Source organism: Lichenicoccus sp., assembly GCF_965277665.1.
Classification (GTDB): Bacteria; Pseudomonadota; Alphaproteobacteria; order Acetobacterales; family Acetobacteraceae; genus Lichenicoccus.
Genome location: NZ_OZ255835.1, coordinates 3,970,581 through 3,994,101 on the forward strand (window position 1 = coordinate 3,970,581; position 23,521 = coordinate 3,994,101).

Annotated in this window: 22 protein-coding genes; 8 read left to right on the forward strand and 14 right to left on the reverse strand. The window is 67.0% G+C overall.

What is annotated here, in order from left to right; genetic code table 11:
* Positions 1–38 precede the first annotated feature (38 nt).
* The 3 genes from ACQY4O_RS18565 to ACQY4O_RS18575 all read right to left on the reverse strand — a co-directional run bounded on the left by ACQY4O_RS18565 (position 39) and on the right by ACQY4O_RS18575 (position 3,142).
* Complete coding sequence (locus tag ACQY4O_RS18565; RefSeq protein WP_428377932.1) at positions 39–767, reverse strand: SDR family oxidoreductase; 729 nt, start codon at positions 765–767, stop codon at positions 39–41.
* Positions 768–897: 130 nt separating this feature from the next.
* Positions 898–1,674, reverse strand: a complete 777-nt coding sequence (locus ACQY4O_RS18570; protein ID WP_428377933.1) for an SDR family NAD(P)-dependent oxidoreductase — start codon at positions 1,672–1,674, stop codon at positions 898–900.
* A gap of 118 nt (positions 1,675–1,792) precedes the next feature.
* Positions 1,793–3,142, reverse strand: coding sequence for an ABC transporter substrate-binding protein (locus tag ACQY4O_RS18575; RefSeq protein WP_428377934.1), 1,350 nt, complete (start codon positions 3,140–3,142; stop codon positions 1,793–1,795).
* A 546-nt stretch (positions 3,143–3,688) separates the two neighbouring features.
* Between ACQY4O_RS18575 and ACQY4O_RS18580 the strand changes: the two genes are divergently transcribed.
* The 5 genes from ACQY4O_RS18580 (at position 3,689) to ACQY4O_RS18600 (ending at position 8,000) form a co-directional block, all read left to right on the forward strand.
* Positions 3,689–4,585: a hypothetical protein gene (locus ACQY4O_RS18580; protein WP_428378245.1), complete on the forward strand. Its 897-nt coding sequence runs from the start codon at positions 3,689–3,691 to the stop codon at positions 4,583–4,585.
* Between the two features lie 70 nt (positions 4,586–4,655).
* The gene (locus ACQY4O_RS18585; protein WP_428377935.1) at positions 4,656–5,525 is read left to right on the forward strand and encodes an ROK family protein; all 870 of its coding nucleotides are present in this window, start codon (positions 4,656–4,658) and stop codon (positions 5,523–5,525) included.
* Positions 5,522–6,073 (forward strand): AAA family ATPase, encoded by a 552-nt coding sequence (locus ACQY4O_RS18590; protein WP_428377936.1) that lies wholly within the window; start codon positions 5,522–5,524, stop codon positions 6,071–6,073. The genes ACQY4O_RS18585 and ACQY4O_RS18590 overlap by 4 nt, the downstream gene beginning before the upstream one ends.
* A gap of 209 nt (positions 6,074–6,282) precedes the next feature.
* Positions 6,283–7,179: a sugar-binding transcriptional regulator gene (locus ACQY4O_RS18595; RefSeq protein ID WP_428377937.1), complete on the forward strand. Its 897-nt coding sequence runs from the start codon at positions 6,283–6,285 to the stop codon at positions 7,177–7,179.
* Positions 7,180–7,271: 92 nt separating this feature from the next.
* Positions 7,272–8,000: an SDR family oxidoreductase gene (locus ACQY4O_RS18600; RefSeq protein WP_428377938.1), complete on the forward strand. Its 729-nt coding sequence runs from the start codon at positions 7,272–7,274 to the stop codon at positions 7,998–8,000.
* 50 nt (positions 8,001–8,050) lie between these two features.
* Here ACQY4O_RS18600 and xseA read toward each other — a convergent pair whose 3' ends face one another.
* Positions 8,051–9,574, reverse strand: a complete 1,524-nt coding sequence (gene xseA / locus ACQY4O_RS18605; protein WP_428377939.1) for an exodeoxyribonuclease VII large subunit — start codon at positions 9,572–9,574, stop codon at positions 8,051–8,053.
* A 68-nt stretch (positions 9,575–9,642) separates the two neighbouring features.
* Here xseA and purD point away from each other — a divergent pair, with 68 nt between their 5' ends.
* Positions 9,643–10,923 (forward strand): phosphoribosylamine--glycine ligase, encoded by a 1,281-nt coding sequence (gene purD / locus ACQY4O_RS18610; RefSeq protein WP_428377940.1) that lies wholly within the window; start codon positions 9,643–9,645, stop codon positions 10,921–10,923.
* Between the two features lie 281 nt (positions 10,924–11,204).
* Here the strand turns inward: purD and ACQY4O_RS18615 are convergent, their stop codons facing one another.
* From ACQY4O_RS18615 to ACQY4O_RS18630, 4 genes are all read right to left on the reverse strand, one after another.
* Complete coding sequence (locus ACQY4O_RS18615) at positions 11,205–11,603, reverse strand: luciferase family protein (RefSeq protein WP_428377941.1); 399 nt, start codon at positions 11,601–11,603, stop codon at positions 11,205–11,207.
* Between the two features lie 71 nt (positions 11,604–11,674).
* A complete protein-coding gene (locus ACQY4O_RS18620; protein WP_428377942.1) occupies positions 11,675–12,568 on the reverse strand; it encodes an SDR family oxidoreductase in 894 nt (297 codons plus the stop codon).
* Between the two features lie 108 nt (positions 12,569–12,676).
* Complete coding sequence (locus ACQY4O_RS18625) at positions 12,677–13,816, reverse strand: AbrB family transcriptional regulator (protein WP_428377943.1); 1,140 nt, start codon at positions 13,814–13,816, stop codon at positions 12,677–12,679.
* Positions 13,813–14,388, reverse strand: coding sequence for a hydrolase (locus ACQY4O_RS18630; protein ID WP_428377944.1), 576 nt, complete (start codon positions 14,386–14,388; stop codon positions 13,813–13,815). Before ACQY4O_RS18630 ends, ACQY4O_RS18625 begins: the two co-directional genes overlap by 4 nt.
* A 68-nt stretch (positions 14,389–14,456) precedes the next feature.
* Between ACQY4O_RS18630 and ACQY4O_RS18635 the strand changes: the two genes are divergently transcribed.
* Both ACQY4O_RS18635 and hemA read left to right on the forward strand, forming a co-directional pair.
* Positions 14,457–15,083, forward strand: a complete 627-nt coding sequence (locus ACQY4O_RS18635; protein ID WP_428377945.1) for a TetR/AcrR family transcriptional regulator — start codon at positions 14,457–14,459, stop codon at positions 15,081–15,083.
* Positions 15,084–15,122: 39 nt separating this feature from the next.
* Complete coding sequence (gene hemA / locus ACQY4O_RS18640) at positions 15,123–16,352, forward strand: 5-aminolevulinate synthase (RefSeq protein ID WP_428377946.1); 1,230 nt, start codon at positions 15,123–15,125, stop codon at positions 16,350–16,352.
* 54 nt (positions 16,353–16,406) lie between these two features.
* On the opposite strand, the gene ACQY4O_RS18645 is transcribed toward hemA, so the two are convergent.
* Genes ACQY4O_RS18645 through ACQY4O_RS18670 form a run of 6 tightly spaced genes read right to left on the reverse strand, consistent with a single transcriptional unit; the run spans position 16,407 to position 23,517 of the window.
* A complete protein-coding gene (locus ACQY4O_RS18645) occupies positions 16,407–17,390 on the reverse strand; it encodes a sugar ABC transporter substrate-binding protein (protein ID WP_428377947.1) in 984 nt (327 codons plus the stop codon).
* 20 nt (positions 17,391–17,410) lie between these two features.
* Positions 17,411–18,394, reverse strand: a complete 984-nt coding sequence (locus tag ACQY4O_RS18650; RefSeq protein WP_428377948.1) for an ABC transporter permease — start codon at positions 18,392–18,394, stop codon at positions 17,411–17,413.
* Positions 18,394–19,431, reverse strand: a complete 1,038-nt coding sequence (locus tag ACQY4O_RS18655; RefSeq protein ID WP_428377949.1) for an ABC transporter permease — start codon at positions 19,429–19,431, stop codon at positions 18,394–18,396. The genes ACQY4O_RS18650 and ACQY4O_RS18655 overlap by 1 nt, the downstream gene beginning before the upstream one ends.
* Positions 19,428–20,939 carry a sugar ABC transporter ATP-binding protein gene (locus tag ACQY4O_RS18660; protein WP_428377950.1) on the reverse strand — a complete coding sequence of 504 codons (1,512 nt, stop codon included), beginning with the start codon at positions 20,937–20,939 and terminating at the stop codon, positions 19,428–19,430. The genes ACQY4O_RS18655 and ACQY4O_RS18660 overlap by 4 nt, the downstream gene beginning before the upstream one ends.
* Positions 20,936–22,132 (reverse strand): SfnB family sulfur acquisition oxidoreductase, encoded by a 1,197-nt coding sequence (locus ACQY4O_RS18665; protein WP_428377951.1) that lies wholly within the window; start codon positions 22,130–22,132, stop codon positions 20,936–20,938. The genes ACQY4O_RS18660 and ACQY4O_RS18665 overlap by 4 nt, the downstream gene beginning before the upstream one ends.
* Positions 22,129–23,517: an LLM class flavin-dependent oxidoreductase gene (locus tag ACQY4O_RS18670; protein WP_428377952.1), complete on the reverse strand. Its 1,389-nt coding sequence runs from the start codon at positions 23,515–23,517 to the stop codon at positions 22,129–22,131. Before ACQY4O_RS18670 ends, ACQY4O_RS18665 begins: the two co-directional genes overlap by 4 nt.
* Positions 23,518–23,521: the final 4 nt, after the last annotated feature.

Genomic DNA, 23,521 nt, shown 5'->3' on the forward strand with positions numbered 1-23,521 from the left:
CCGATGACCGGCTAAACGCCCGTTCTAGAACAGAGGCCTCAGGCATCCACGTTCGTTGGCAAGACGATTATATCGTGGACGGTGACATTGCGCGGTCGCCCGAGAATAAACAGTACTGCCTCGGCGACCTCGGACGGATCGATAAGAGCACCGGCATCCTTGGCTGCCTGAAGCTGAGCAGCCGGCCAGTCGGCGAGGAGCGCCGAGATCACCGGCCCTGGTGACACCTGGGAAACACGGATGCCATGCCTGTTCACTTGACGGCGCGTCGCCTGAGTGAAGCAGGTGATGGCCCACTTCGACGCTGAATACACAGGCTCATGCTTGATTGCAGAATGGCCCGCAAGCGAGCTTGTGACAATGATATCGCCACACCCTCGGCCGATCATGTGGGGGAGAACGGCGTGGACGTTTTTTATGACGACATTTACATTCAGATTTAACATTCGGTCGATCGCTGCCGCATTGGTGTCGATGAGATTACCCCCGATATACGTCCCGGCATTGCAGTGCAGGATGTCGATCCGTCCGGTCTTAGCCAGTATCTCCGGCACCATCGCGGCACAGCTGTCAGCATCAAGCAGGTCGCTCACCTGCGTAATTGCGTTGCCACCACCGGCAGCTGCAATACTTTGCAAGGCAGACTGGTTTCGATCGACCATCACCACGGTTGCACCAGCCGCCATCAAGGCTGTGGCGGTGGCAAGTCCGATCCCTGATGCGGCACCAGTGACTACGGCAATCTTACCCGCTACCCCGTTTGACAACAGACCTCTCCTTGACTTGGTTATGCCGAAGTCTCAAGGAACACTACCTGCCCCGGCCACGACAGCGATCACCACGTCTGGCGATCGCCCCGAACCAGTCGAAAAGCTTTTGGCCACGACTTCAGGCGACTTACCAGATAGTGTAGCCGCAATCGACCAGGAGTGTCGTTCCTGTGATAGCACTTGAGGCCTCGGATGCGAGAAAGAGGATTGCAGACGCAATCTCATCTGGGCGGGCGACACGTCGCATGGGTGTGAAATCCATCCACGTCGGGAAGCGCTCTGGGTCCACAAAGCTTGTATTCGACATGGGCGTGTCGACGTAAGTTGGCGCGACACAATTCGCCCGGACCCCTCGTTCGGCCCACTCCCCGGCTAGCGACTTGGTCAGGTGATGAACTGCCGCTTTGGCTGAATTGTAATGAGCTTGGCGTTGCGGCTTGTTCGAGACCATACCCGAAATCGAGCCGAGCGTCACGACTGCGCCATATCCGCGATCGAGCATCGGCTTGGCGAACTCGCGACAGCTCCAGTAAACACCGTTGACGTTCACGTCGTAGATACGAAGCCAGTCCTCGTCGGAAATGTCTTCTCCGGGAGTATCCGGCAATGCAATGCCAGCATTGGCGACGAGAATGTCGACCGGGCCAAAGCTCCGGTTCGTCTCTGCCGCCACCCGGGCAACGGCCGCCGGATCTCGAACATCTAGAACGACGGTTCCGCACTGATACCCTCGAGACCCCAGAGCACTCTGGGCGTCCACGAGGAGGTCAGCCCTTACGTCAGCGATCATGACCCTCGCGCCGCCCTCAAGCAGTGCTTCGGCAGCCGCCAGGCCGATACCCCGGCCGCCACCGGTTATGAAAGCGGTTCGGCCATCAAGACGCTGCTTTTTCGCGTAGGTCATCAATTCTCCACGTCACTAGTTGCTAGGCCGAAACCAAAGCTCCTCAGCTTCGGGCTACTCGTCTCGCTGAGGAGGTTCGCCGGTCGCGACGTCGTCAGGACCAGCGCCTAGGTGATCGTCAGTGGAGGTAATTTGCCTTGATCATGGCTTGTGTGGTGCTTCTCTGAGCAGCACCGAGCGCCGATGTAACACTCGATGTGCCGGAAACCACTCCCGCTATATCCTGTCCTACCAGAGTCCCGATACCTTGAAATTGTGGGATGGCGACGTATTGAATACCTTGATAGGGAACCGGGAGCATCGTCGGATGAGCCGGATCGACGGTCATAATCGCGTCCAACGTCATCTTGGCGAACGGCGCCGCCTTCTGGTAATCGGCGCTGTCGTAGGTGGACTTCCGAGTGCCGGGGGGTGCAGCCACCCATCCGTCACTAGCGGCGACGAGAGCTACGTATTCCCTGGACGTCGCCCATTTCACGAACGCCTTCGCCGTCGCCTCGTTCTTCGTTGTCTTCGGAATGGCGAGGGACCACGCCCAGAACCAGGCCGCCCCTTTCGGAGTCGCTGCGGTGGGTGCGGAGGCAAACGCAAGGTCGTCAGCGACCTTTGAGGTCGCAGTGTCGTACAGCCGGCCGGCAGCAGAGGTGGCATCTACCCAGATCGCGCAATGCCCCGTAGCAAACAGTGCTTCATTTTCATTGAAGCCGTTAGAGCTTGCGCCGGGAGGACCATCGCGTCTTAGCAGCGAGGCGTAAAAGCCGATCGCCTTTCGCCAGGGATTAGAGGTGAGCTGCGGCTTCCATTGCATGTCAAACCAGCGACCGCCGAAGGTGTTCGCCATAGTTGTTATCAGGCCCATGTTCTCGCCCCATCCAGGCTTCCCACGGAGGCAGATCCCGTATTGACCACTCGATCGATCGGTCAGCTTGTCAGCCAGTTGTCCGATCTGAGCCCAGGTCGGCCGGTCGGGCATCGTCAGGCCAGCTTTGGCGAAGATGTCCTTCCGGTAAATTGTAAAGGAGCTTTCGGCGTAGAATGGGACGGCATACAAGTTGCCACCAATCGAGAGACCGTCACGAACTGGCTTGAGAATGTCGCCATAGTCGTAAGAAGATCCGAAATCGTTCAGAGGTGTCAGCCAGCCGTTCTTGCCCCATATCGCAGTTTCGTATGCGCCGATCGTCACGACATCGAACGATCCGGCCTGCGTCGAGATATCGGTTGTCGCGCGTTGCCGAAGCACATTCTCCTCAAGTACGACCCAGTTGACCTTGTTCCCTGTGGCCTTCTCCCACTTCGGTGTCAGTCGCTGCATGATGATCATGTCTTTGTTGTTGACCGTCGCGATCGTAATCGTCGCGGACCTGGCGATGCCGGCTATCGAAGTCGAGGCGATCACGGCAAGCGCAAAAGCAAGACGTTTCTTCATTGTTTCCTCCGGTTGATGGACATGGCGGCTGGCCCGCATGAACGTGACCAGGTCAGATTGTCGCAGCAACTTATGCCCTCGCTGCCGGGCAGACGAAGGCGAGCCTGTCGTATCCGACGCCGGCACATCCGGCCCCGACTGTTCACGGGCCCGGACTCAGATCTGCGGGGCACCTTCATCACGGGCGCTGCCAGTACTCCTTTCCTGGATAACCGCCTGACACCGGTGACCGTAACATCTTCCAGGAATAAGTTGCAAGAGAGTGGGTCGGTCCGTCGCAGCGCCGGCTGAGCCGGCAATCCCGCCAGCGATTTGCCGCCTCAACTACCCGGGAAGTCTGGATTGGCTGGCCCCGCCGCTCCTCCGCCTGCATCCTGCCGGAAACATGTTGCAGAAACGTCTTCCAATCCACACTGAAGCCCGGTATCTGTTCGGCGGCGGTCAACAAGATGCAGCACGAGACAGTCACCAAGTTGGGAGGTGAGCCACGCTCGAAGCCTGTTTGCAAACAGGCTCTCAGGCCACCCATAGCGACTGGCAGTTATGCGGTGCTGGGGCCGGAAGGAGGGCAAGCCATTGTATGAGATGACTGTTTCAGAACGACGTGGCTATCAGCAGATCTGTGACGCCGAGGGCTTCATGCTGGTCGTTGCGGCTGATCAGCGTGGCGGCATGCGGAAGCTGCTCGCATCTGATGAGGCGGATCAGAAGAAGATATCCACAGCTGTCCTGGGGCGCGTGAAGGGTGATATCGTCCGCCACCTGGCCAACGCCGCTGCATCATGTGTCCTGCTTGATCCCGTATGTGCTGTCCCCGACGTGGTCCGGGACGCAACGCTTTCGCGGTCGACTGGCCTGCTCATCGGTCTTGATGAATCAGGCTGGGACGTGTCCCCTGAAGGCTTCCGTCTCTCGAAGCTCTGTCCCGGCATCAACGCGAGGCGGGTACGCGAGCTCGGGGGTACTGGCGCAAAGCTGATGGTCTATCTTAGACCAGACGCCGAGGGAGCAAATGAGTACAACCTCAAGATCATTCGCGATTGCGTCGCTGACTTCGCGGCGGAGGACTTGCTCCTGGTTGTCGAGATATTGACCTACCAGCTGGACCGAGAGATGGAGGATGAGTATCAGGCCCGGTTCCCGAGCATTATTGTCGAATGTGCCCGACTTGCTCTGGAATGCGGTAGTAAGGTCCTGAAAATGCCCTATCCGGGAACGGCCGAAGCCTGTTCTCGGATCACCGCTCTTTGCGGTCCAGTGCCTTGGGCAGTTCTGTCTGCTGGTGTCAATCACGAGACCTTCGTTGGACAAGTCGAGATCGCAATGCAGAACGGTGCGTCAGGCATCATTGCTGGGCGCTCGCTTTGGAAGGATTGCATCCACCTCGACTCGGACGTCTCGGCGAAGCGCCTTTCCGAGATTGCCGTCCCTCGACTTCGCGAACTAAAGTCGATCGTCGCGGCGCATCGGGCCAGCGTGTAGGACGTCGTCAGGCGGCAGGTAGCGAACGGCCATGTCTAGCAGCACTGGCGATACTGCAGTCGGGATTGACGTGGGCGGAACCAAGCTGAGAGCAGCCGTGGTCGATGCAAAGGGAGGCAGCCACAAGGCGCTATCAGAGCGTGTATTTCTAGACCGTGACGCGTTCGTTCGACGCGTCAGAGAGATTGTCTCGCACCTTGATCCTTCCGGAAAAATGCCAGTCGGGATCGGGTTGCCCGGGCGCGTTGACACGTCGACCAACATGCCTGTAACGGCGGGCTATCTCGACATCGCCGGTTTGCCGTTAGCTCATCTCGTCGGGCCAGAGCGCAGGGTCTTCCTTGATAACGACGCCGCCATGGCGCTGCGAGCGGAAATGATGGTCGGTGCTGCCCGTGGCCTCGGCAATGTCGTCATGATCACAATCGGGACGGGTGTCGGAGGTGCCTGCGCACTGGACCATCGCATGCTCCGCGGAAACGCTTTCGCAGGTCAATTCGGGCACATCTCGGTTGCCGCCTTGACCGGGCCTCGCTGTAAATGCGGGCGGTTAGGCTGTCTTGAGACTGTAGGTTCGGGTACAGCACTTGGACGACTTGTCGAAGAGGAGGGAACCCGCCCGGGCATCCAGGCTCTCGAGCTGCTCCGCGAAGCTCGAGGTGAGGTAGGCCCCGCCTATCGCGTCGTCCACCGCTGGGCGGCTGCCCTTCGCAGCGGCATCGACAGTCTGAGTGCAACATTCGACCCGGACATGATCATCATAGGCGGTGGGTTGGGTAGCGAGGCGAGCGCAGCACTGGAGTTCGTGCCTCCTGGATCGGTCTGGTTTGCAAGGCCGGTGCTGGCTGCCGATCTTGGCGATCGGGCCGGTGTCGTCGGTGCTGGCCTCTACGCTCTGAGCGCAGGGAGTGACTACGTGGGAGCAGGATTCTCGTCATGAGGCGGGCCGTGCTCGTCAATGGAGTGCCGGCATCCGGGAAGAGCAGCCTGGCGGTCGCGATATCACGCAGGCTGGAGGTTCCGCTCCTCGGGCTCGACACGGCAAAGGAAGCACTGTTCTCGGAGCTGGGTATCGGCGACCGCCTCTACAACCGGAAGATGGGCAAGGCGAGCTACGCTGTCATATGGGCTCTGGTCGGTGGGTTTCCTGAAAACCAGACCGTAGTGGTCGATGCTTGGTTCGGATTTCAACCCTTGCAGCTTTTGCAGCAACATCTACAAAATGCGGGTGTTGGAGCAGTCGTCGAGGTATGGTGTCGAGCCGATCCTGAGGTCGTGGTCGAACGTTATCTGAGACGTTGCGGCGTTCGACATGCCGGCCACCTTGGCGAAGAATACGCTTCGGAGTTGCGCGCCTTGGCGAAGAGCGCTCGCCCTTTGGGCGTCTTCCCCTGCCTGGAAGTCGATACGACGGCGCCCGTTGAGACGGAAGCCCTGGTAAAGGAGATCTCTAGGATAAGTCCACTACAGAAGGTCGCTGCTTCATGAAGATACTCTTCGTGTACCACCAATCTGTCAAAGTAATATCCACCCTGAACACCGACTGTACCAATACGCTACTGCTTCTGACATCACGATAGACGGCTGTCGATGACCGAGGTACAATCTGTCGATCGGGCATACAGATCGGCGAGGACGCTATCTCTCAGGCGAGCGTAGGTAGGCACAACAGGGCTCTGGTGCACACGGTCGCGCGTATGCACTATGAGGCTGATCTTCCGCAGAACGAAATCGCTCGCCAGTTGGGCCTCTCGACTGCAACCGTCTCGCGGCTGCTTCGGCGTGCTCGCGACGAAGGCATCGTCAATATCGAGATCAGAGCCTATGAGACTACCGCCGATACAGCAAAACGCATCAAGCGACTGCTCCGCGTGCGGCGGGTCGAGGTCGTAGATGGCCCGGAAGCGGGTATCCCTCCAGGCTTGGCGTCGTCGGTCGGATCGGTTCTCAAGGACGGAAAGGTTGGGGACGGCTCCATTCTTGCGCTTGGTTGGGGGCGTGCTGTCCGCGACGTGATCAGGATGGGTCTCCCTGGATTGCCCGGGGTCATCACAATTCCAGCGACAGGTGGCATGCAGCAGGCTGCGCCTCACTTCCAAATCAACGAATTCGTGCGGCTTGCGGCCGAGCAACTCGGGGGCACACCTCAGTTCATACACGCTCCATACTTGCCATCGAGCCAAGCTCGTGAGGCTTTTCTCCGAGAGGCCTCGATCCGGGAGCGCGTCGAGCTATGGGACAAAGTCGACGCTGCGGTCGTCGGTGTGGGTCTTCCACATAAGGTCGATCCGGTCCATGCGGGTGCCGCGACATCAAGTGAGTTGGCCCTCACCAATGTCGCGGGCGATGTCGTGCGCCACTACTTCGATGCGAACGGGAACATCATCCCGTGGAAAGGCGGAGAGCGGGTCATATCGATCTCCGTGGAGCAGCTCAGAGCCGTTCCAATCGTGATTGGAGTTGCCGCTTCGCCTGGCAAGGCGAACGCCATCATCGGGGCCGTTCGAGCGAGGCTCATCAACGTCATCGTCACCGATCGAGCGACCGCTGCCGCCATCCTTGCGAAGATTGAGATCGAGCCGGGCTCTGCCTGATTGCTGGTCAGGCAGCGATCAAGGCGCCCGCTCGCACCGGTCAAGTGGCGTTCTGAAACGCTGGACGGCGTATGAGCTTGCGGAGAGGGACCATGTGGGGATTGGAGAAGAAGATCGTTCTCGTCACGGGTGCGAGCGGGGGCATTGGAGCGGCGACCGTTCGCCAGCTGGTCGCGACTGGTGCCGACGTGATTGCCGCCGGCCGGGCGCAGGCGGCCCTCAGCGAGCTGGCCGCTGCAACCGGGTGTCGAACCCTGAGCTTCGAGCTGTCCTCCGAGGAGGATGTCCGTCGATCCGTTGAGGGCCTTGATCTGTGGGGCGTGGTGAACTGCGGCGGTTTTGGCGGTGAGATCGCGACACCAATGGATACGGACATCGCCGTGTTCGACAAGGTAATCGCCATCAACACGCGCGGCGCGTTACTGGTGACGAAATATGCCTCGCAGTCGATGATCCGCCTCGGGAAGGGCGGCGCCATCGTCAATGTGTCGAGCCAGGCAGCCCTGGTCGCGTTGTCCGGCCACATATCCTACGCGGCCTCGAAGGCGGCGCTCGACAGCATTACTCGCGTTTCTGCCCTCGAGCTCGGTCGCCACGGCATCCGCGTGAACAGCGTCAATCCGACCGTGGTCATGACCGAGATGTCCGCGTTCTATTGGGGGCGCCCGGAGATCGGTGGGCCGTTCCTGAACAGCATGCCGCTGCATCGGTGGGCGACCGAAGATGAGATCGCGGCGCCGATCGTGTTCCTGCTCGGCGACGGCGCCGCGATGATCTCCGGCGTCTCGCTCCCGATCGACGGAGGTTTTGCGTGCTGCTGAATGGCCCCTGTCGAACGCACTGGTGTCGAACGCACTGGAACCCCGGCTAGCTAGATCTCGAGCGCGCCCTGGCTGTCGCGGTCGCCTTCGACCTTCACACTGCGCTCGCCATCGGCAAACACCAGCCCGAGACGCATGCCGGTGCGCAGCCCGGCGGCTTGGGTGACCGCGCGCCCGGCGCTGTCACGCACCAGCACGTAGCCGCGCGCGAGCAGCGCCATCGGGTTGGCGCCTTCCAGCCGTGCGCGCAGGCCGTCGAGCTGGGTGCGACGCTGGCGCAGCAGGGCCAGCACCGGCGACGCCGAGACCGGCCGGGCGGCCACGCGTGCCTGGCCGAGGGCGATGGCGCGGCGCAGTGCCGCGTCGAGCTGGTTGCCGGCGAGACCGGAACGGCCCCGACCGGCCGCGATCCGGGCGCGCGGCGGCTGCAGGTGACGCTCGGCGGTGATCAGGCCGGTGCGGCGCAGGGCGACGAGGCGGGGCAGGGCGGTCGCGAGCCCGCGCGCCGCCAGCACCGAGAGGTTGCGGCGGGTGGCGAAGAGGTTGGGCAGCGCCATCGACAGCCGGTAGCCGCGATCGTCGAGCCGCTGGCGCACCACGCCGAGCAGCGTCGGCAGGTCGGGCAGCGCGTGCGCCGCCACGTCAAGCCGGCGCCGGCGCCCCTGCACCAGGTGATTCAGCGCGCTGATCAGCCGGGCCGCGCGATGCGCGAGGTCGGCGGCGAGATCGGCCCGGGCGGGAACCGCGAGTTCTGCCGCGGCGGTCGGCGTCGGCGCCCGGCGGTCTGAGACGTAGTCGATCAGCGTGGTGTCGGTCTCGTGCCCGACCGCCGAGATCAGCGGGATGCGGCAGGCGGCGACCGCGCGCAGCACGGCCTCGTCGTTGAAGGCCATCAGGTCTTCCAGGCTGCCGCCGCCACGGGCGACGATCAGCACGTCCGGGCGCGGGATGCCGCCGGTGCCTCCGCTGCCCCCGCTGCCCTCAAGGCGGTCGAAGCCCGCGATGGCGGCGGCGATGCGCGCGGGGGCACCTTCGCCTTGCACCGGCACCGACCAGACCAGCAGGCGGCGCGGAAAGCGGCGCGCGAACGTCGTGCGGATATCCTGCAGCACCGCGCCCGAGCCCGAGGTGATGATGCCGACCACCGCGGGCAGCATCGGCAGCGCCTGCTTGCGGTCGGTGTCGAACAGGCCCTCGGCGGCGAGCTTGACGCGCAGCCGCTCGATGCGGGCCAGCAGGGCGCCCTCGCCGGCATATTCCATGCGCTCGACGACGAGCTGGTACGAGGAGCGCTCGCCATAGGAGGAGACCCGTCCGGTCGCCACTACCTCCAGCCCGTTCTCGGGGACCAGGCCGAGCCGCGCGACGGTGCCTTTCCAGCAGACGCCGGAGATCTTGCCGCCCGCGTCCTTGAGCGAGAAATACAGGTGGCCGGACGGGTAGCGTTTGAACTCGGTGATCTCGCCGCGCACCCGCACCCGGCCGAACGAGCCTTCCAGCACCCGCTTGATGGCGCCGGAGATCTCGGAGACCGAGAACTCGGGCAGGTTCGAAAGCGGCGCGGGCGTATCCATCCCCGCAGGTTAGCCTGCGGGATGGCGACGGGGTAGTATTGCCGCAGGTCGCGAGGACGGGGTTGGCGATGCGTGTTCTGCTGGTCGGGTCCGGAGGCCGCGAGCATGCGCTGGCGGCGGCACTGGCGCGCTCGCCGTTGCTGGGCGCGTTGTTCACTGCACCCGGCAACCCGGGTACCGCAGGCCTCGGCACCAACGTCCCGATCGCGGCGGACGACGTGGCTGCCCTGGTGGCATTCGCACGGGCAGAGCACGTCGACCTGGTGGTGCCGGGACCGGAGGCGCCGCTGGTGGCGGGGCTGGCCGATGCCTGTGCCGCCGCCGGCATCGCCTGCGCCGGGCCAAGCGCCGCCGCTGCCCGGCTCGAGGGCAGCAAGAGCTTCACCAAGGAGATCTGCGACGAGGCCGGCATTCCGACCGCGCGCTGGGAACGCTTCACCGAGGCCACCGCCGCGCATGCCTTCGTTCGCAGGCGCGGCGCGCCGATCGTCATCAAGGCGGACGGGCTGGCGGCGGGCAAGGGCGTGGTGGTGGCGCAGAGCGTGGCGGAAGCCGAGGCTGCCATCGTCGACATGATGGAGCATGCCTCGCTCGGCGGCGCGGGATCGTCACTGGTGATCGAGGAGTGCCTCCAGGGCGAGGAGGTCTCGCTGTTCGCCTTCTGCGACGGCGCCGACGCCGTGCTGATCGGCGCGGCGCAGGATCACAAGCGGATCGGCGAGGGTGACACCGGCGCCAATACCGGCGGCATGGGCGCGATCTCGCCGCCGCCCGGCTTCGGGCGTGAGGCGCAGGAGCGGGCGCTGGACCTGCTGGTGCGGCCGGCGCTGGCAGTGCTGGCGCGGCGTGGCACGCCGTTCCGCGGCGTGATCTTCGCCGGCCTGATGCTGACGGCGCAGGGGCCGAAGCTGATCGAATTCAACGTCCGCTTCGGCGATCCGGAAGCGCAGGCGTTGCTGCTGCGTCTGCAGAGCGACCTGCTGGCGGCGCTGGTCGCCATGTGCGAGGGGCGGCTGTCGGAGAGCGGCCTGCGCTTCTGCGGGCAGGCCGCGATCGCGGTGGTTCTGGCCGGACGTGGCTATCCGGGCGAGCCCGCCACGGGCGGCGCGATCACCGGCATCGAGGCGGCCGAGGCGATCGCAGGCGTGCGGGTGTTCCAGGCGGCGACCACCCTGGATGCCCAGGGCGTCCTGCGCGGTTCCGGCGGCCGGGTGCTGAGCGTGTGCGCGCGTGCGAACACCCTGGCCGACGCGCGCGACGCGGCCTATGCGGGCATTGCGCGGATCGCGTGGCCGGACGGCATCTGGCGGCGCGACATCGGCGTCCGGGCGCTTGGCTGCTCTGCCTAATTTGGGCACAACATGGAGCAGGACTACGTCGGAATGGCCGTTCAGGATGCGGCGAACCGGCGGCCCAGCCGGGGCGCTGACACCTGGCCGGGGCCGGTCCGGCGCCGCTCGGGTGCGAGAAGCCCCTGTCCGCGTTCATGACGATCCCGCTGCGTTGGAGAACGCGGTGCCTCGTCGACGATCCTCAGAGCATCTTCAACCGAGCCGGCATCGTCAGACATGACACCCCGGCTGGCTGCTAAAGATGCAGGCCGAACCAGGGTTGCAGGCTTGCTAACGCTTCAGCTGATCGCCGAAGGCCGCAGCCGATCGTAGTTGCGACGAAACAGTGCCACGGCAGCATCGACGCCCAGACGGCTCACGCTGGTCATCGTCCAGCCCTGGGCCCAGGGGAAGGGTCGCCCGAGCCCCTCGGCCACCAGCTTTGCCCCGAGTTCGGGGGTGGTGGCCAGATGGATCGAGCCGTCGAGATGGATGTGGCCGAGCTCGTCCGGGCCGACATACAAGTCGATGCCGTCGATGCGGTTGCGGTCCCGGAGGTGCCAATGCGTGGTGGCTTCGACCTCCGGCCAGGCGGCGATCGCATCGACCACCGCCTTGATCGGTCCGTCGAGCGTGGGTGGTGGAGCGAGCGGGCCTTTGGCCTCGCGCGGAAGCGTGGAGAGCGCTTGGTCGGTCATGATGCATTCCTGGTTTGGTGAGTGGGCCGAAGCCTGACGGTGCGAAGCCGCTGTCGTGCGGATCGTCAGGATTACGCCGAACCGTAATCCATGTTCCGCAGATCCTCGATGAGGCCGGGCCCTTCGGGCTCCCAGCCGAGCCGTTGACGGGTCAACGCGCTCGAAGCCGGCAGGTCCATGCCGGCGAAGGCGCCAAGCCATCCAAAGTGCTCCGTTGCCTCGTCGGCCGAGAGCGACCTGACCGGCACGTCCAGGCCGGCGCCGATCACCTCGGCGATCGCGCGGACCGGCACGCCCGCCTCGGCGACCGCGTGCCAGCGCGCGCCCGGCCGATGCTTGTCCAACGCCAGTCTGTAGAGCCGCGCGACGTCGGTCACATGTGCCGCCGGCCAGCGGTTGGCGCCGTCGCCGATATAGGCCGACACGCGCTTCTGGCGAGCGATCTCGATCGCCGGCGAGATGAGCCCCTGTCTTGCGGTATCGTGTACCTGCGGCAGGCGTACCACCGCGACAGACACGCCCCGTTTCGCCAAATCCTCGCCGGTCAACTCGGACAGTCGGCGCGGATTGGGATTGTTGCGGTCGAACACGTCCTCGACGGCAAGCGCACCGGGCCCGGGGCTGCCCATGCCGGTGCCGGAGGTGATGATCAGCGGTCGGTCCGAGCCGGCCAGCACGGCGCCGATCGCCTCGATCACGCGACGGTCCTTCTCGCAGTTCTCGACGAAACGCGAGAAGTCGTGATCGAAGGCGGTGTGGATCACCGCGTCCGCCTGCGCCGCGCTGCTCGCGATGCCGTCCGGATCCTCGAGCGTTCCACGACGTGCCTCGGCGCCGGCCTGCTCGAGCCAGCGCGCGCCGGCGTCGGAGCGGGTCAGCCCGAGCACATGGTGCCCGGCATCGATCAGTTCGGGCACGATCCGGGAGCCGATGAAGCCGGTCGCGCCGGTGAGGAATACGCGCATGATGGTCTCCGATGGTGTCAGAGACCGCATATCGGCCGATCCGGCGTCCTGTTAAAGTAGTGAGCTTATCATGGTATAGCTATTACCTGGATCGCGCTAGGTGTTGCGCTACGGGCAGCTTGTTTCCGAGTCTTCCAGCACCAGTCGAGAAGAATCCGCAGCCGGCGGTGCGATGGCGGGGGCCCGGTGCAGCCTTGTTATTAGGCGGGCCAGCGTCGGCCCGACCAGCAGGACCAGGAGAAAGCGCAGCACCTGCATCGCCATCACGAACGGCAGGTCGACTTGGCTGCCAGCCGCGATGATGGCGACGGAATCGGCACCACCCGGACTTGTCGCCAGGTAGGCGGTCATCGGATCCACGCCGGCCATCCGATGCAGGATGAAGGCGAACCCGCCGCACAGCGCAATCAGCGCCAGGATCGAGGCGATGATCCGGGGCAATGCCGCGGCGGCATTGCGCAGCATGTCCGCGCTGAAGCGCAGGCCGATCGTCCAGCCGAGCAGCGCGTAGGCCACGGCCAGCAGGGGCGCCGGCAGCACGATGGAGAACAGGCCGGTGCCCTTCAGCACCATGCCGGCGAACATCGGCACCAGCAGCGGGCCGGCCGGGATGCGCAGGACGCGGCCGAGCCAGATGCCCGCAGCCGCCAGCAGGGTCGTCTCGGCAAACCCGGTGGCCGGAACCGCTGCCCACCAGTGCAAGCCGGCCGTGTGCGCCGCCGCTCCGGCCGGCAGCCACAGGCGCGCGACCAGCGAGGCGACGAGTGCCGCGCACACCACGCGCAGATACTGCATGACGGCGACGAGGCGCATGTCCGCCCCGTAGGCTTCGGACATCAGCGTCATCACCGTGGCGGCGCCGGGCATCGCGCCCCAGACCGCGGTGGTGCCGGGCAGCACGCGCCAGCGCATCAGCAGGGTGCCGAGCAGTGCGGCCGCCGCGACCACCGACACCACGCCGCCGGCGAACACCAGCCAGTGATGCACGATCTCGATGCCGAGCGAAGGCGGCAGGATGCGGGCGATCATGCAGCCGACCGTGGCCTGTGCTGCGACAAACAGCGGCGGCGGTATCCGCAGCGCGGTGCCGGCGCCTGCGAGCATGGCGGCGGCGGCCATCGGCCCCAGCAGCAGCGCCGCCGGAAGCCGCAAGGCCTGCAGCGGCAGCACCAGCAGCGCCGACAGCGCGAGCAGCAGCAACGCCTGCGCGGAGCGCGGCCAGCCCTGCGGCGCGGGCAGCCGGATCATGCGCGGCGCGGCAGGGAGATGTCGGCGATTTGCACCACGCGGGCCACGCGCGGCAGCACATGGGTGATCGCAAAGCCGTGCGCTTCGGCGGAAACGCTGGTGCAGGCATCCTCCGCGATGACGACGTGGTAGCCGAGCTCCCAGGCATGCCGGGCGGTGGATTCGACACCGAAGTTGGTGGCGATGCCGCCGATCACGACGCTCCCGATACCACGTCGCCGCAGCAGCAGGTCGAGCTCGGTGCCGGTGAAGGCGCCCCATTGCCGCTTCCTGACCAGCAGGTCCCCGGGCTGCGCCAGGCCTTCGGCCAGTTCCGACCACTGTGCCGGCAGGCCGCCGGGGGGAGCCGACAAGGCCTGGTCGACGAGTCCCGGCGGTGCATCGGAAAAGTCGGGCGCGAAGGCGACATGCACCAGCACTACCGGCGCGCCGGCCGTACGAAAGCGCGTCGCGAGTGCCTGGCCGGCCGCAACGGTGTCGGGCCCGGTGCGCGGCGCGACGTCCATGCCGATGATGCCGTTCTGCAGGTCGATGAGCACGAGGGCGGTGGTGGCAGGGTCAAGGTCGGGCATCGGCGCCTCCTGGGTGATGTGGTATGCGAGGGCAGGCTCGCCTTTTAAAGTTGAGGACTCCCTCGCAAATGTCAACCGCCAGGACCGGCGTGGTGCCGACGCGGCAGCGTGGCCGCGATCGGGTGGAAGCGCTCATCGAGGCCGGTGCCCATGTCTTCGCCGGGCGCGGCTTCCACGCGGCCACGATGACCGAGATCGCAGAGGCCGCCAGCACCGCGATCGGCTCGCTGTATCGCTTCTTCCCCACCAAGGAGCTGCTGGCCGATGCCGTCTTCGGCCGCTACGCGGATGCGATGCTGCTTGAGCTCGACGCCCTGTCGGAACGGGCGCCGCGGCTCGATCCGGCTGCGCTGGCCGAGGCGCTGGTGGAGTGCATGATGCAGCAGCGGCCGTATCGCGATGCGGCGGTGGCCCTGGCCGACGAGCGCGACGACGGTCCCATGCTGCGCCTGCGCCTGCGCGCGTCGATCCGTGACAAGGTCGGCCATGTCCTGGCGGCGACCGGGCTGCCGGCCGCGCAGGCAGCGCGCATGGCGCCGATGGTGCTGCAGGCGATGAAGGCGGTGCCGTTCCTGCTGCGCGAGGGCCTGGACCGGCAGGCGACCCTGGCGGAGGCAAAGCGCATGATCGGCACCTACATTGCGGGCAGCATGCCGGCGCCTGGCGGAACCGCTTGCGCAGAGGCCGGGTCGTGATCAGATTTGGCTCCCGCCTCGGACAGGGATCTGCCCGCCATGGACCATGAAAGCTTCTTCCGCCGGCAGCTCGACCAGCTGCGCGCCGAGGGCCGCTACCGGGTGTTCGCGGAGCTCGAGCGCCATGTCGGGAGCTTCCCGCGGGCGACGCTGCTGAATGCACGGGCGCACGGGGCGCAATCCGACACCTGCGAGGTGACGATCTGGTGCTCGAACGACTATCTCGGGATGGGCCAGAACCCGTCGGTGCTGGCCGCCATGCACGAGGCGATCGACCGGCTCGGCGCCGGCGCCGGGGGCACCCGCAACATCGCCGGCACCTCGAGCCAGCACGTGCTGCTGGAGCAGGAGCTGGCCCGGCTGCATGGCAAGGAAGCCGGGCTGCTGTTCGGCTCCGGCTACATGTCGAACTGGGCGACGCTGGGCACCATCGCAGCAAGGGTGCCCGGCTGCATCGTGCTGTCGGATGCCGGCAACCATGCCTCGATGATCGAGGGCATCCGGCACAGCCGCGCCGAGCGGCAGATCTTCGCGCATAGCGATCCGCGCGACTTGGAGCGCCGTCTGTGCGACCTGCCGCCGGATGCGCCGAAATTCGTGGTGTTCGAGAGCGTCTATTCGATGGACGGCGACATCGCGCCGATCGCCGAGCTGTGCGACGTCGCCGATCGGCATGGCGCGATGACCTATCTCGACGAGGTACATGCGGTCGGGCTGTACGGCCCGCACGGCGCCGGCATCGCGGCCCGCGACGGCGTTGCCGACCGCATCACCATCATCGAGGGCACGCTGGCCAAGGGTTTCGGCATCGTCGGCGGCTACATCGCGGGGTCGGCGGCGATGTGCGACTACGTGCGCTCGTTCGCGTCGGGCTATATCTTCACCACGGCACCGCCGCCCGCCTTGACCGCGGGCGCCATCGCCAGCATCCGCGCGTTGCGCGAGGCCGACGACCTGCGCGCGCTGCACCAGGTTCGTGTGTCGCAGGTGCGCCGCGCGCTGGAGCGGCAAGGCGTGCCGCATCTCGACAACCCGTCGCACATCGTCCCGGTGATCGTGGGCGATCCGGTCGCGACGAGGATGATGTCGGAGCGGCTGCTGTCGCGGCACGGCATCTATGTGCAGCCGATCAACTACCCGACGGTGCCGCGCGGCAGCGAGCGCCTGCGCCTGACGCCGACGCCGCTGCACAGCGAGGCGGATGTGGCACACCTCGCGAGTGCGGTCGGCGAGGAGTGGGCGGCGTTCAGGCTGCAGCGCAGCGCGTAGGTTTTGCGGAGGTCGGCCGCCGCGTCGATTGGACAGCAAGCCCCGTGCCGGCACTCAGCCGCGCTGGCCGATAGCCTTCGCCGCCTCCGCCGCATTCGCCTTGGTGACGAGCACCGAGGGGATGAAGGTATAGGCCGGGATGCTCCGGTCGCCGGCGAGGTAGCGCGCGGCGTTGTCGACCGCCGTGCGTCCGATCACGGTAGGCTGTTGCGCGACCACCGCGGCCGCCGGCGAGGCCGGATCGGCGACCATCTTGACCACGTCCGGGCTGCCATCGACGCCGTAGGTCCTGATGCCGGCGCGGTGTGCCGCGGCGATGGCCTGGGTGGCGCCGACCTGCGGCACGTCCCATGCCGACCAGACCGCCGACACGTCGCCGTCCTTCGGGTATTTCGCCAGCATGTCGGTGATCTGCGCGTAGGCGTTCTGCACCGTGTTGGGGATCACGTCGCGAAGCTCGGGCTGCACGATGGTGATGCCGGGAAACGCCTTCAGCACCAGCCGGAGCTCGTCATAGCGTATGGCGCAGACCGGAACGCTGGTGAACCCGTTGAACACCAGGATCCTGCCGTGTCCGCCGAGGTCGCTCGCCATCTGCAAAGCCAGCTTCTCGCCGATGCCGTAATTGTCCGAGGTGGTGTCGTTGAGGCTCGACGGCGACACGGTGTCGACCGTGAAGAGCGGGATGCCGGCCGCCCTGATCTTCGCAAGCCAGGGCTGCAGCACCGGGCCGTTGCCGAGCTGCTCGATGATCACGTCCGGCTTCTGCGCGATCAGCGTCTGGATCTGGCCGATCTGCCGGCTGTCGTTGCGCCCGGCATCGAGCGTGATCGGCGTGCCGCCCAGGCGTTTCACCTCGTCGATCTGGCCCTGATAGGCCTTGAGGTCCCAGGTGTGCTCGGTGCCGATCACCGTGATGCCGACCCGCTTGCCCTGCAGGCTCGGCACCTGTGCCTGCGCCAGCGCGGATGCGGCGGCGGTCCAGCACGCGGACGCCACGGTCGCAAGCAACGCCGAGCGGAGCTGTCGGAAGTGCATCGCGGAGTCTCCCTTGAAGATCATTGTTCCTGCTGGGCGCGGCGGGCGCCGAAACTGGCGGCGAGCACCAGCAGCACGAGCAGGCCGATCGCGACCTGCTGCCAGTAGAAGTTCCAGCCCACCAGCAGCAGCCCGTTCCTCAGCACCCCGAACAGCAGCACCCCGAGCAGCGTGCCGCCGATGTTCGGGCGCGCGTCATGGCTGATCGTGGTGCCGAGAAACACCGCGCCGATGGCGTCGAGCAGGAAGGCATTGCCGGACATCGGCACATAGGAGCGGACGGTGGCGAGCAGCAGCAGGCCGGCGATCCCGCACAGCAGCGACGAGAGGATGTAGGTCACGGACAGCACGCGTCGCACCGGCACGCCGGAATAGCGCGCCACGGCGGGTCCGACACCGATCGCGCGGGCCCGCCGTCCGTAGGCGGTGCGGGCCAGCAGCAGCCGGGTGAGCGCCGCCGCCGCGCACAGCAGGAGCAGCGGCGCCGGGACGGACAGGACCGTGCCGTGCGCCAGCCGGTCGAGCAGCGGTGGAAAGTCGGAGACGATGTAGATCGGCGCGCCCCCGTTGGTGGCAAGCTGCTGCACGCTCTCGCCGATGAACAGCACGCCCAGGGTCGCCAGGAACGGCGCGATGCCGAGCCCGGCAATGAGGATCGCGTTCAGCAGGCCGACGCAGAGTGCCGCACCGACGCCGCCGGCCACCGCCAGAGCGACGCCGCCGCCCGCCGAGACGGTGATCGCGCAGACCATGGCGGCGAGGTCCGCCGCGGTGCCGACCGACAGGTCGATGCCGCCGGTGCAGACGACCAGGGTCATCCCGAGTGCGGCGATGGCGGCCAGTGTCACGTCGTTGACGAGGATATGGACGAGGTTGCCCGGCGTCCGGAACGTCGGCGAGGCGAGCGCGAAGACGACGACGAGCGCCAGCATGACGACCGGCAGCACGACGCGGACGGCCCGCGCCAAGCGGCCTGGCGCGGACGGCGACGCGGTGGCGGACATCACGCGGCCTCCGCCGCCGGCCGCCGGCCGCCACGCTGGACCGCCGAGCGTAGCGCCACCACCGAGAGGATCAGCGCGCCCTCGATGCCGTTCACCCAGTAGCTCGAGACGTTCACCAGCTGGAAGCCGTTGACCAGGCAGCCGATGAACAGCACGGCGACGAGGGTGCCACCGATGCTGGGCTGCAGCCGGCGCGAGAACACCACGCCGAGCAGGCTGGTCAGCACCACCGACAGCAGGATGTCGCCCGATCCGGGCGAGCTGCCGGACAGCCGCGCCGCCTGCACGATGGCGGCGAGACCGGCCAGCAGGCCGGCTGCGACATAGGCGCCGGCGCCGATCGCCCGCACCGGCAGTCCCGCCGCGCGCGCGGCCCGATGGTGGCCGCCCACGGCGCGCAGGCGCAGTCCCACCGGCGTTGCGTGCATGACGAAGAGGAGCATGGCGGTGGCCGCCACCAGGATCCAGTCGGTCAGCGAAAGGCCGAGCGCGGAGGTGCTGGTGATGAAGCCGAGGAGCGGCGAGCTGGTGGTGAGCACGGTGTTCTGCGTGATCACCAGCTCGGCGCCGGTGCACACGTTCATGGTGGCGAGCGTCGCCAGCAGCGGCAGCACGCCGAAGCCGGTCACGGCGGCGGCGTTGACCATGCCGACCAGTCCGCCGACGCCGACCGCGAGACCGGACGCGACGATGTCGCCGGTGCCGGCGTTCGAGAGGGACGCATAGACGGCATTGCACAGCCCGAGATTGGCGGCGAGCGACAGGTCGATGCCGCCGCGCACGACGTCCGGGCCACCGGCGATCACCACGATGGTCATGCCGAAGGCGAGCAGGGCCAGCACCGTCGACTGCTCGACGACATTGGCGAGGTTGGTCGCGGTGGCAAAGCCGGGTGCCGCAAACGAGAAGGCCGCAACCGCAAGCGCCAGCGTTACCAGGGCCGCCGCCCGCACCAGCGTGCGCGTCGCCGGGCGCCGTCTTGCGACCGGCCTGCGGGCCAGACCAGGCGACGCGTGGCCGATGGCCTCGGACCTCATGCTGCGCGTCTGGCTGTGCCGGAGGCGGCCGACAGAAGCGCGTCGGCGGTGGCCTCGTTCCCCGGCACCTCGCGCACGAGGCGCCCACGGTGCATGACGAGCACGCGGTCGGCGAGCCCTTGCAGTTCGGCAAGGTCCGTCGACAGCAGCAGCACCGCGGCACCCTCCGCCGCCAGTTCGGCCAGCAGCCGGTAGATCTCGACCTTGGCCGCGACGTCGACGGCGACGGTGGGCTCGTCGAGCAGGAACACCGTCGCCCCGGCGCCGAGCCACTTCGCCAGCGCCACCTTCTGCTGGTTGCCGCCGCTGAGTGCCGCGACCGGCGCGTCCTGGCCCGGCGTCTGGATCGCGAGGCGCGCGATCAGCCGGGCCACCGCGCTGCGCTGCGCACGCCGGTCGATCAGGAAATTCCGCATCAGGTGCGAGAGGCTCGGCAGCGTCGTGTTCTCGGCCACCGACGCATCGAGCGCCACGCCCTGCCGGCGCCGGTCCTCCGGCACCAGGCCGATGCCGTGCCGCACCGCGTCCCCCGGGGTGCGCAGCGTCACCTGCTCTCCGCGCAGCAGTATGCTGCCGCGATCGGGTGCCGACAGGCCGAACAGGCAGTTCACCAGCTCCTTGGCGCCGGACCCGATCAAGCCGGTGAGGCCGAGGATTTCCCCTACGTGCAGCGAGAACGAGATATCGGCGAACGCGCGGTCCTTGCCGAGCGAGCGGACTTCGAGCACGGGCGCCCCGAGCTTCGCGGTGCGCTGCGGATACATCTCGCCGATGTCTCGATCGACCATGAGCGACGCCATGCTGGCGACCGTGCTGCGGCGCGGATCGAGGGTACCCACGTTGCGGCCGTTGCGAAGCACCGTGACCACATCGCAGAGGTCGCGTACCTCCTCGAGATAATGCGACACGTACACCACTGCGGTGCCCGCGTCGCGCAGCTGCCGAATGATGGCGAACAGGCGATCCGCTTCCGAGCGCACCAGGCACGCGGTCGGCTCGTCGAACACCAGCACTCGCGGCTGCCTGAGCAGCGCGCGGGTGATCTGCACGACCTGCCGTTCGGCGGCGCCCAGCGTATCGACCGGCTCGTCACCGCGCAGCCGCAACCCGAAATGCCGCGCGATGGCCGCCTCGGCTTGCCGGCGCATGCTGCCCCAGGACACCAGCGCCCCGAGCGGGCGCGCCATGCGCGGCTCGTCGCCGAGGAACAACGCCTCGGCGACGGTGAAGCCGGGCACCAGCAGCGGCTCCTGGTGGATGATGGTGACGCCGAGCCGCTCGATCGCACGCGGGGAAGCGGCCCCGACCGGCTCGCCGTCGATCGCGATCGTGCCCTTCTGAGGGATCACCAGCCCGTTCAGGATGTTCACGATGGTCGACTTGCCGGCGCCATTCTGCCCGATCAGCCCGTGCACGCTGCCCCGGCTGACGACGAGATCGGCGCCGTCCAGCGCGCGGGTCGCGCCGAAACTCTTGACCAGCCCGCGCATCTCGAGCGCTGCCGTCACAGCGCGCCGTGCCGCGGCGGCTTCGTCCCATTCAGGTGGTAGTTGCCGATGGCGGCGTATTTCCAGCGCGCCGGGTCGTGCAGCGTGTGGGTGCGCACGTTGCGCCAGTGCCGGTCGAGGGCGTGCACCGCCAGCGTCGAGCGGGTGCCCCCGAGCTCGTGCAGCCGGTTCGCCGCATTCAGCGCCGCCTCGGTGGCCAGCGCCTTGGCTTCGGCAACCGCGACCGAGGCGCGCGCGACCGTCTCCTCGTCCGGCTCGCGCGTCGCCGCGTCGACCAGCAGGCCGGCCCGCGCCAGCAGCGCCTCCGCCGCGTTCTGCCGGATGACCAGCTCGCCGACCTGCGCGATCGTGTAGGGATCGTCGCACGCGCGCTCGACCCCGCTATCGATCCAGGGGCGCGCATGGCGGCGCACGAAATCGATGGTCTCGGCGATCGCCTCGCGGCCGATGCCGATATCGACGGCCGCATGGATGATCTGCCCGAGTGGTCCCATCGGGGTCGGACGCTCGAAGGCGTCGCCGAAGGCAATCACGTTCGCCGCATCGACCGTCACGTCTTCGAAAACCGTCGTGCCGCTGCCCGTCGTACGCTGTCCGACGCCCGTCCAGTCGTCGTGCAGTGCCACCCCCGGCGTCGCCGGATCGACGAGGGCGAATACGATCCGGTCGTCTCCCGCCCTGGAAAGAGTGGCGTCCTTGGCGAGAGCGGCGATCGTGTGCGCGAACAGTGCCCCGGTCGAGTAGAACTTGCGCCCGTCGAGGCGCAGCCGTCCACGCTCGCGACGCAGCGTGGTGCGGTAGTCGTGCACGTCCCTGGTGCCGGTCTCGCTGAGCGCGTTGCCGAAGCGCTCGCCGTCCAGCACACGTCCGAACCAGTGGCGCTTCTGCTCCGCGGTGGCGGTAAGGCGGATCGCCTCGACGACGAAGAAATGGTTCTGCGGGATCTGTCCGAGGCTGCCATCGGCGGCAGAGACCAGTGCGGTGACTTCGGCCAACGTCCCGGCAGCCACTCCGGCGCCGCCGTACTCGCGCGGCACGGTGATCGCCCACAGGCCGCTCTGCGAGAACCGCTCGATCTCGTCGCGCGGCAGGCGACGCTCGCGGTCCCTGGTTGCGGCCTCGCGCCGGAACTCGTCGGCGAGCGTGCGCGCGACGGCGATCGCCTCGGCGTCGTCGCGTATGATGTGCGTCACGCCGGGTGCCTCCGCGCGGCGCCGGGATGCGGCAAGGCGAGGCGAGGGCCGTTGTCGAACAGCTTCTCGCGCAGCGTGCCCGGACGGTATTCGGTCTTGTAGCGACCGCGCCGCTGCAGCTCGGGCACCAGGAGGTCGGCGATGTCGGTGAAGGTCTCCGGCGTCACCACGTAGGCCAGGTTGAAGCCGTCGATGCCGGTCTCGGCAATCCAGGCTTCCATCTCGTCCGCGACGGTCGCGGCCGATCCGACCAGCAGCGGCCCGAAGCCGCCGATGCCGACCCACTCGGCAACTTCGCGCACCGTCCAGATGCGGTCCGGATCGGCCGTCGTGAAGCTCTCGACGGCGGAGTGCACCGCCTCGTTGCGGATATAGCGGATCGGCTCGTCGAGGTCGTAGGCGGAGAAGTCGATGCCGGTCCAACCCGACATCAGGGCCAGTGCGCCGGCGTGGCTCACATAGCGGCGATAGTCCGCGTGCTTCTCGCGCGCCTCGGCATCGGTGCGGCCGACGATGGCGGTGGTGAGGTTGAAGATCCGGACCGCGTCAGCACCTCGGCCGGTCTCGGCAGTGCGGCGCCGGATGTCGGAGACGTAGCCGGCTGCCACGGCCTTGCTCGGCGCCGCCATGAACACGCATTCCGCGTGGCGTGCGGCGAAATCCCGGCCCTTGCCTGAGGTGCCGGCCTGGAACAGCACCGGCGTGCGCTGCGGCGAGGGCTCCGAGAGGTGGATCGAATCGAGCCGGAAATGCTCGCCGTCGTGGCGGATGCGATGCACGCGCGCCGGATCGGTGAACACGCCGCTGGCGCGGTCGCGCAGGACCGCGCCGTCCTCCCAGCTTTCCTCCCAGAGCCGGTAGACCAGGTCGAGATACTCGTGGGCGACGGCGTAGCGCGTGTCGTGGCCCTTCTGGCGCGCGTCCCCCGAAACACCGCGCGCCGCGCTGTCGAGATAGCCGGTGACGATGTTCCAGCCGATCCGTCCGCGCGTCAGGTGGTCCAGCGTCGACATGCGGCGCGCAAAGGTGAAGGGCGGCTCGTACGAGAGCGTGCAGGTCACGCCGAAGCCGAGATGCTCGGTCGCCGCCGCCATCGCGGAGACCAGCAGGGTCGGGTCGCCCAGCGGCACCTGCGTCGCCTCGCGCAAAGCGGTGTCGGTGTTGCCGCCATAGACATCATAGACGCCAAGCACGTCGGCGAGGAACAGCGCATCGAATTTTCCGCGCTCCAGGGTGCGGGCGAGATCGATCCAGTACGACAGATCAACGTAGCGGTCGGCGCGGTCACGCGGATGGCGCCACAGGCCGGGCGACTGATGCACGACGCAGTTCATGTCGAAGGCGTTGAGCAGGATCTCGCGCCGGGCCGGTGCGGTGTCAGCCATCGCG

Bases quoted from the DNA above. Each gene is read 5' to 3' on its own strand.
- ACQY4O_RS18595 (WP_428377937.1), top strand. From the start codon at position 6,283: ATGCACTATGAGGCTGATCTTCCGCAGAACGAAATCGCTCGCCAGTTG.
- ACQY4O_RS18670 (WP_428377952.1), bottom strand. From the start codon at position 23,517: ATGGCTGACACCGCACCGGCCCGGCGCGAGATCCTGCTCAACGCCTTC.
- purD (WP_428377940.1), top strand. From the start codon at position 9,643: ATGCGTGTTCTGCTGGTCGGGTCCGGAGGCCGCGAGCATGCGCTGGCG.
- ACQY4O_RS18575 (WP_428377934.1), bottom strand. From the start codon at position 3,142: ATGCGGGCCAGCCGCCATGTCCATCAACCGGAGGAAACAATGAAGAAA.
- hemA (WP_428377946.1), top strand. From the start codon at position 15,123: ATGGACCATGAAAGCTTCTTCCGCCGGCAGCTCGACCAGCTGCGCGCC.
- ACQY4O_RS18645 (WP_428377947.1), bottom strand. From the start codon at position 17,390: ATGCACTTCCGACAGCTCCGCTCGGCGTTGCTTGCGACCGTGGCGTCC.
- xseA (WP_428377939.1), bottom strand. From the start codon at position 9,574: ATGGATACGCCCGCGCCGCTTTCGAACCTGCCCGAGTTCTCGGTCTCC.
- ACQY4O_RS18570 (WP_428377933.1), bottom strand. From the start codon at position 1,674: ATGACCTACGCGAAAAAGCAGCGTCTTGATGGCCGAACCGCTTTCATA.
- ACQY4O_RS18590 (WP_428377936.1), top strand. From the start codon at position 5,522: ATGAGGCGGGCCGTGCTCGTCAATGGAGTGCCGGCATCCGGGAAGAGC.
- ACQY4O_RS18650 (WP_428377948.1), bottom strand. From the start codon at position 18,394: ATGTCCGCCACCGCGTCGCCGTCCGCGCCAGGCCGCTTGGCGCGGGCC.
- ACQY4O_RS18630 (WP_428377944.1), bottom strand. From the start codon at position 14,388: ATGCCCGACCTTGACCCTGCCACCACCGCCCTCGTGCTCATCGACCTG.
- ACQY4O_RS18625 (WP_428377943.1), bottom strand. From the start codon at position 13,816: ATGATCCGGCTGCCCGCGCCGCAGGGCTGGCCGCGCTCCGCGCAGGCG.
- ACQY4O_RS18615 (WP_428377941.1), bottom strand. From the start codon at position 11,603: ATGACCGACCAAGCGCTCTCCACGCTTCCGCGCGAGGCCAAAGGCCCG.
- ACQY4O_RS18655 (WP_428377949.1), bottom strand. From the start codon at position 19,431: ATGAGGTCCGAGGCCATCGGCCACGCGTCGCCTGGTCTGGCCCGCAGG.
- ACQY4O_RS18635 (WP_428377945.1), top strand. From the start codon at position 14,457: ATGTCAACCGCCAGGACCGGCGTGGTGCCGACGCGGCAGCGTGGCCGC.
- ACQY4O_RS18600 (WP_428377938.1), top strand. From the start codon at position 7,272: ATGTGGGGATTGGAGAAGAAGATCGTTCTCGTCACGGGTGCGAGCGGG.
- ACQY4O_RS18580 (WP_428378245.1), top strand. From the start codon at position 3,689: ATGACTGTTTCAGAACGACGTGGCTATCAGCAGATCTGTGACGCCGAG.
- ACQY4O_RS18620 (WP_428377942.1), bottom strand. From the start codon at position 12,568: ATGCGCGTATTCCTCACCGGCGCGACCGGCTTCATCGGCTCCCGGATC.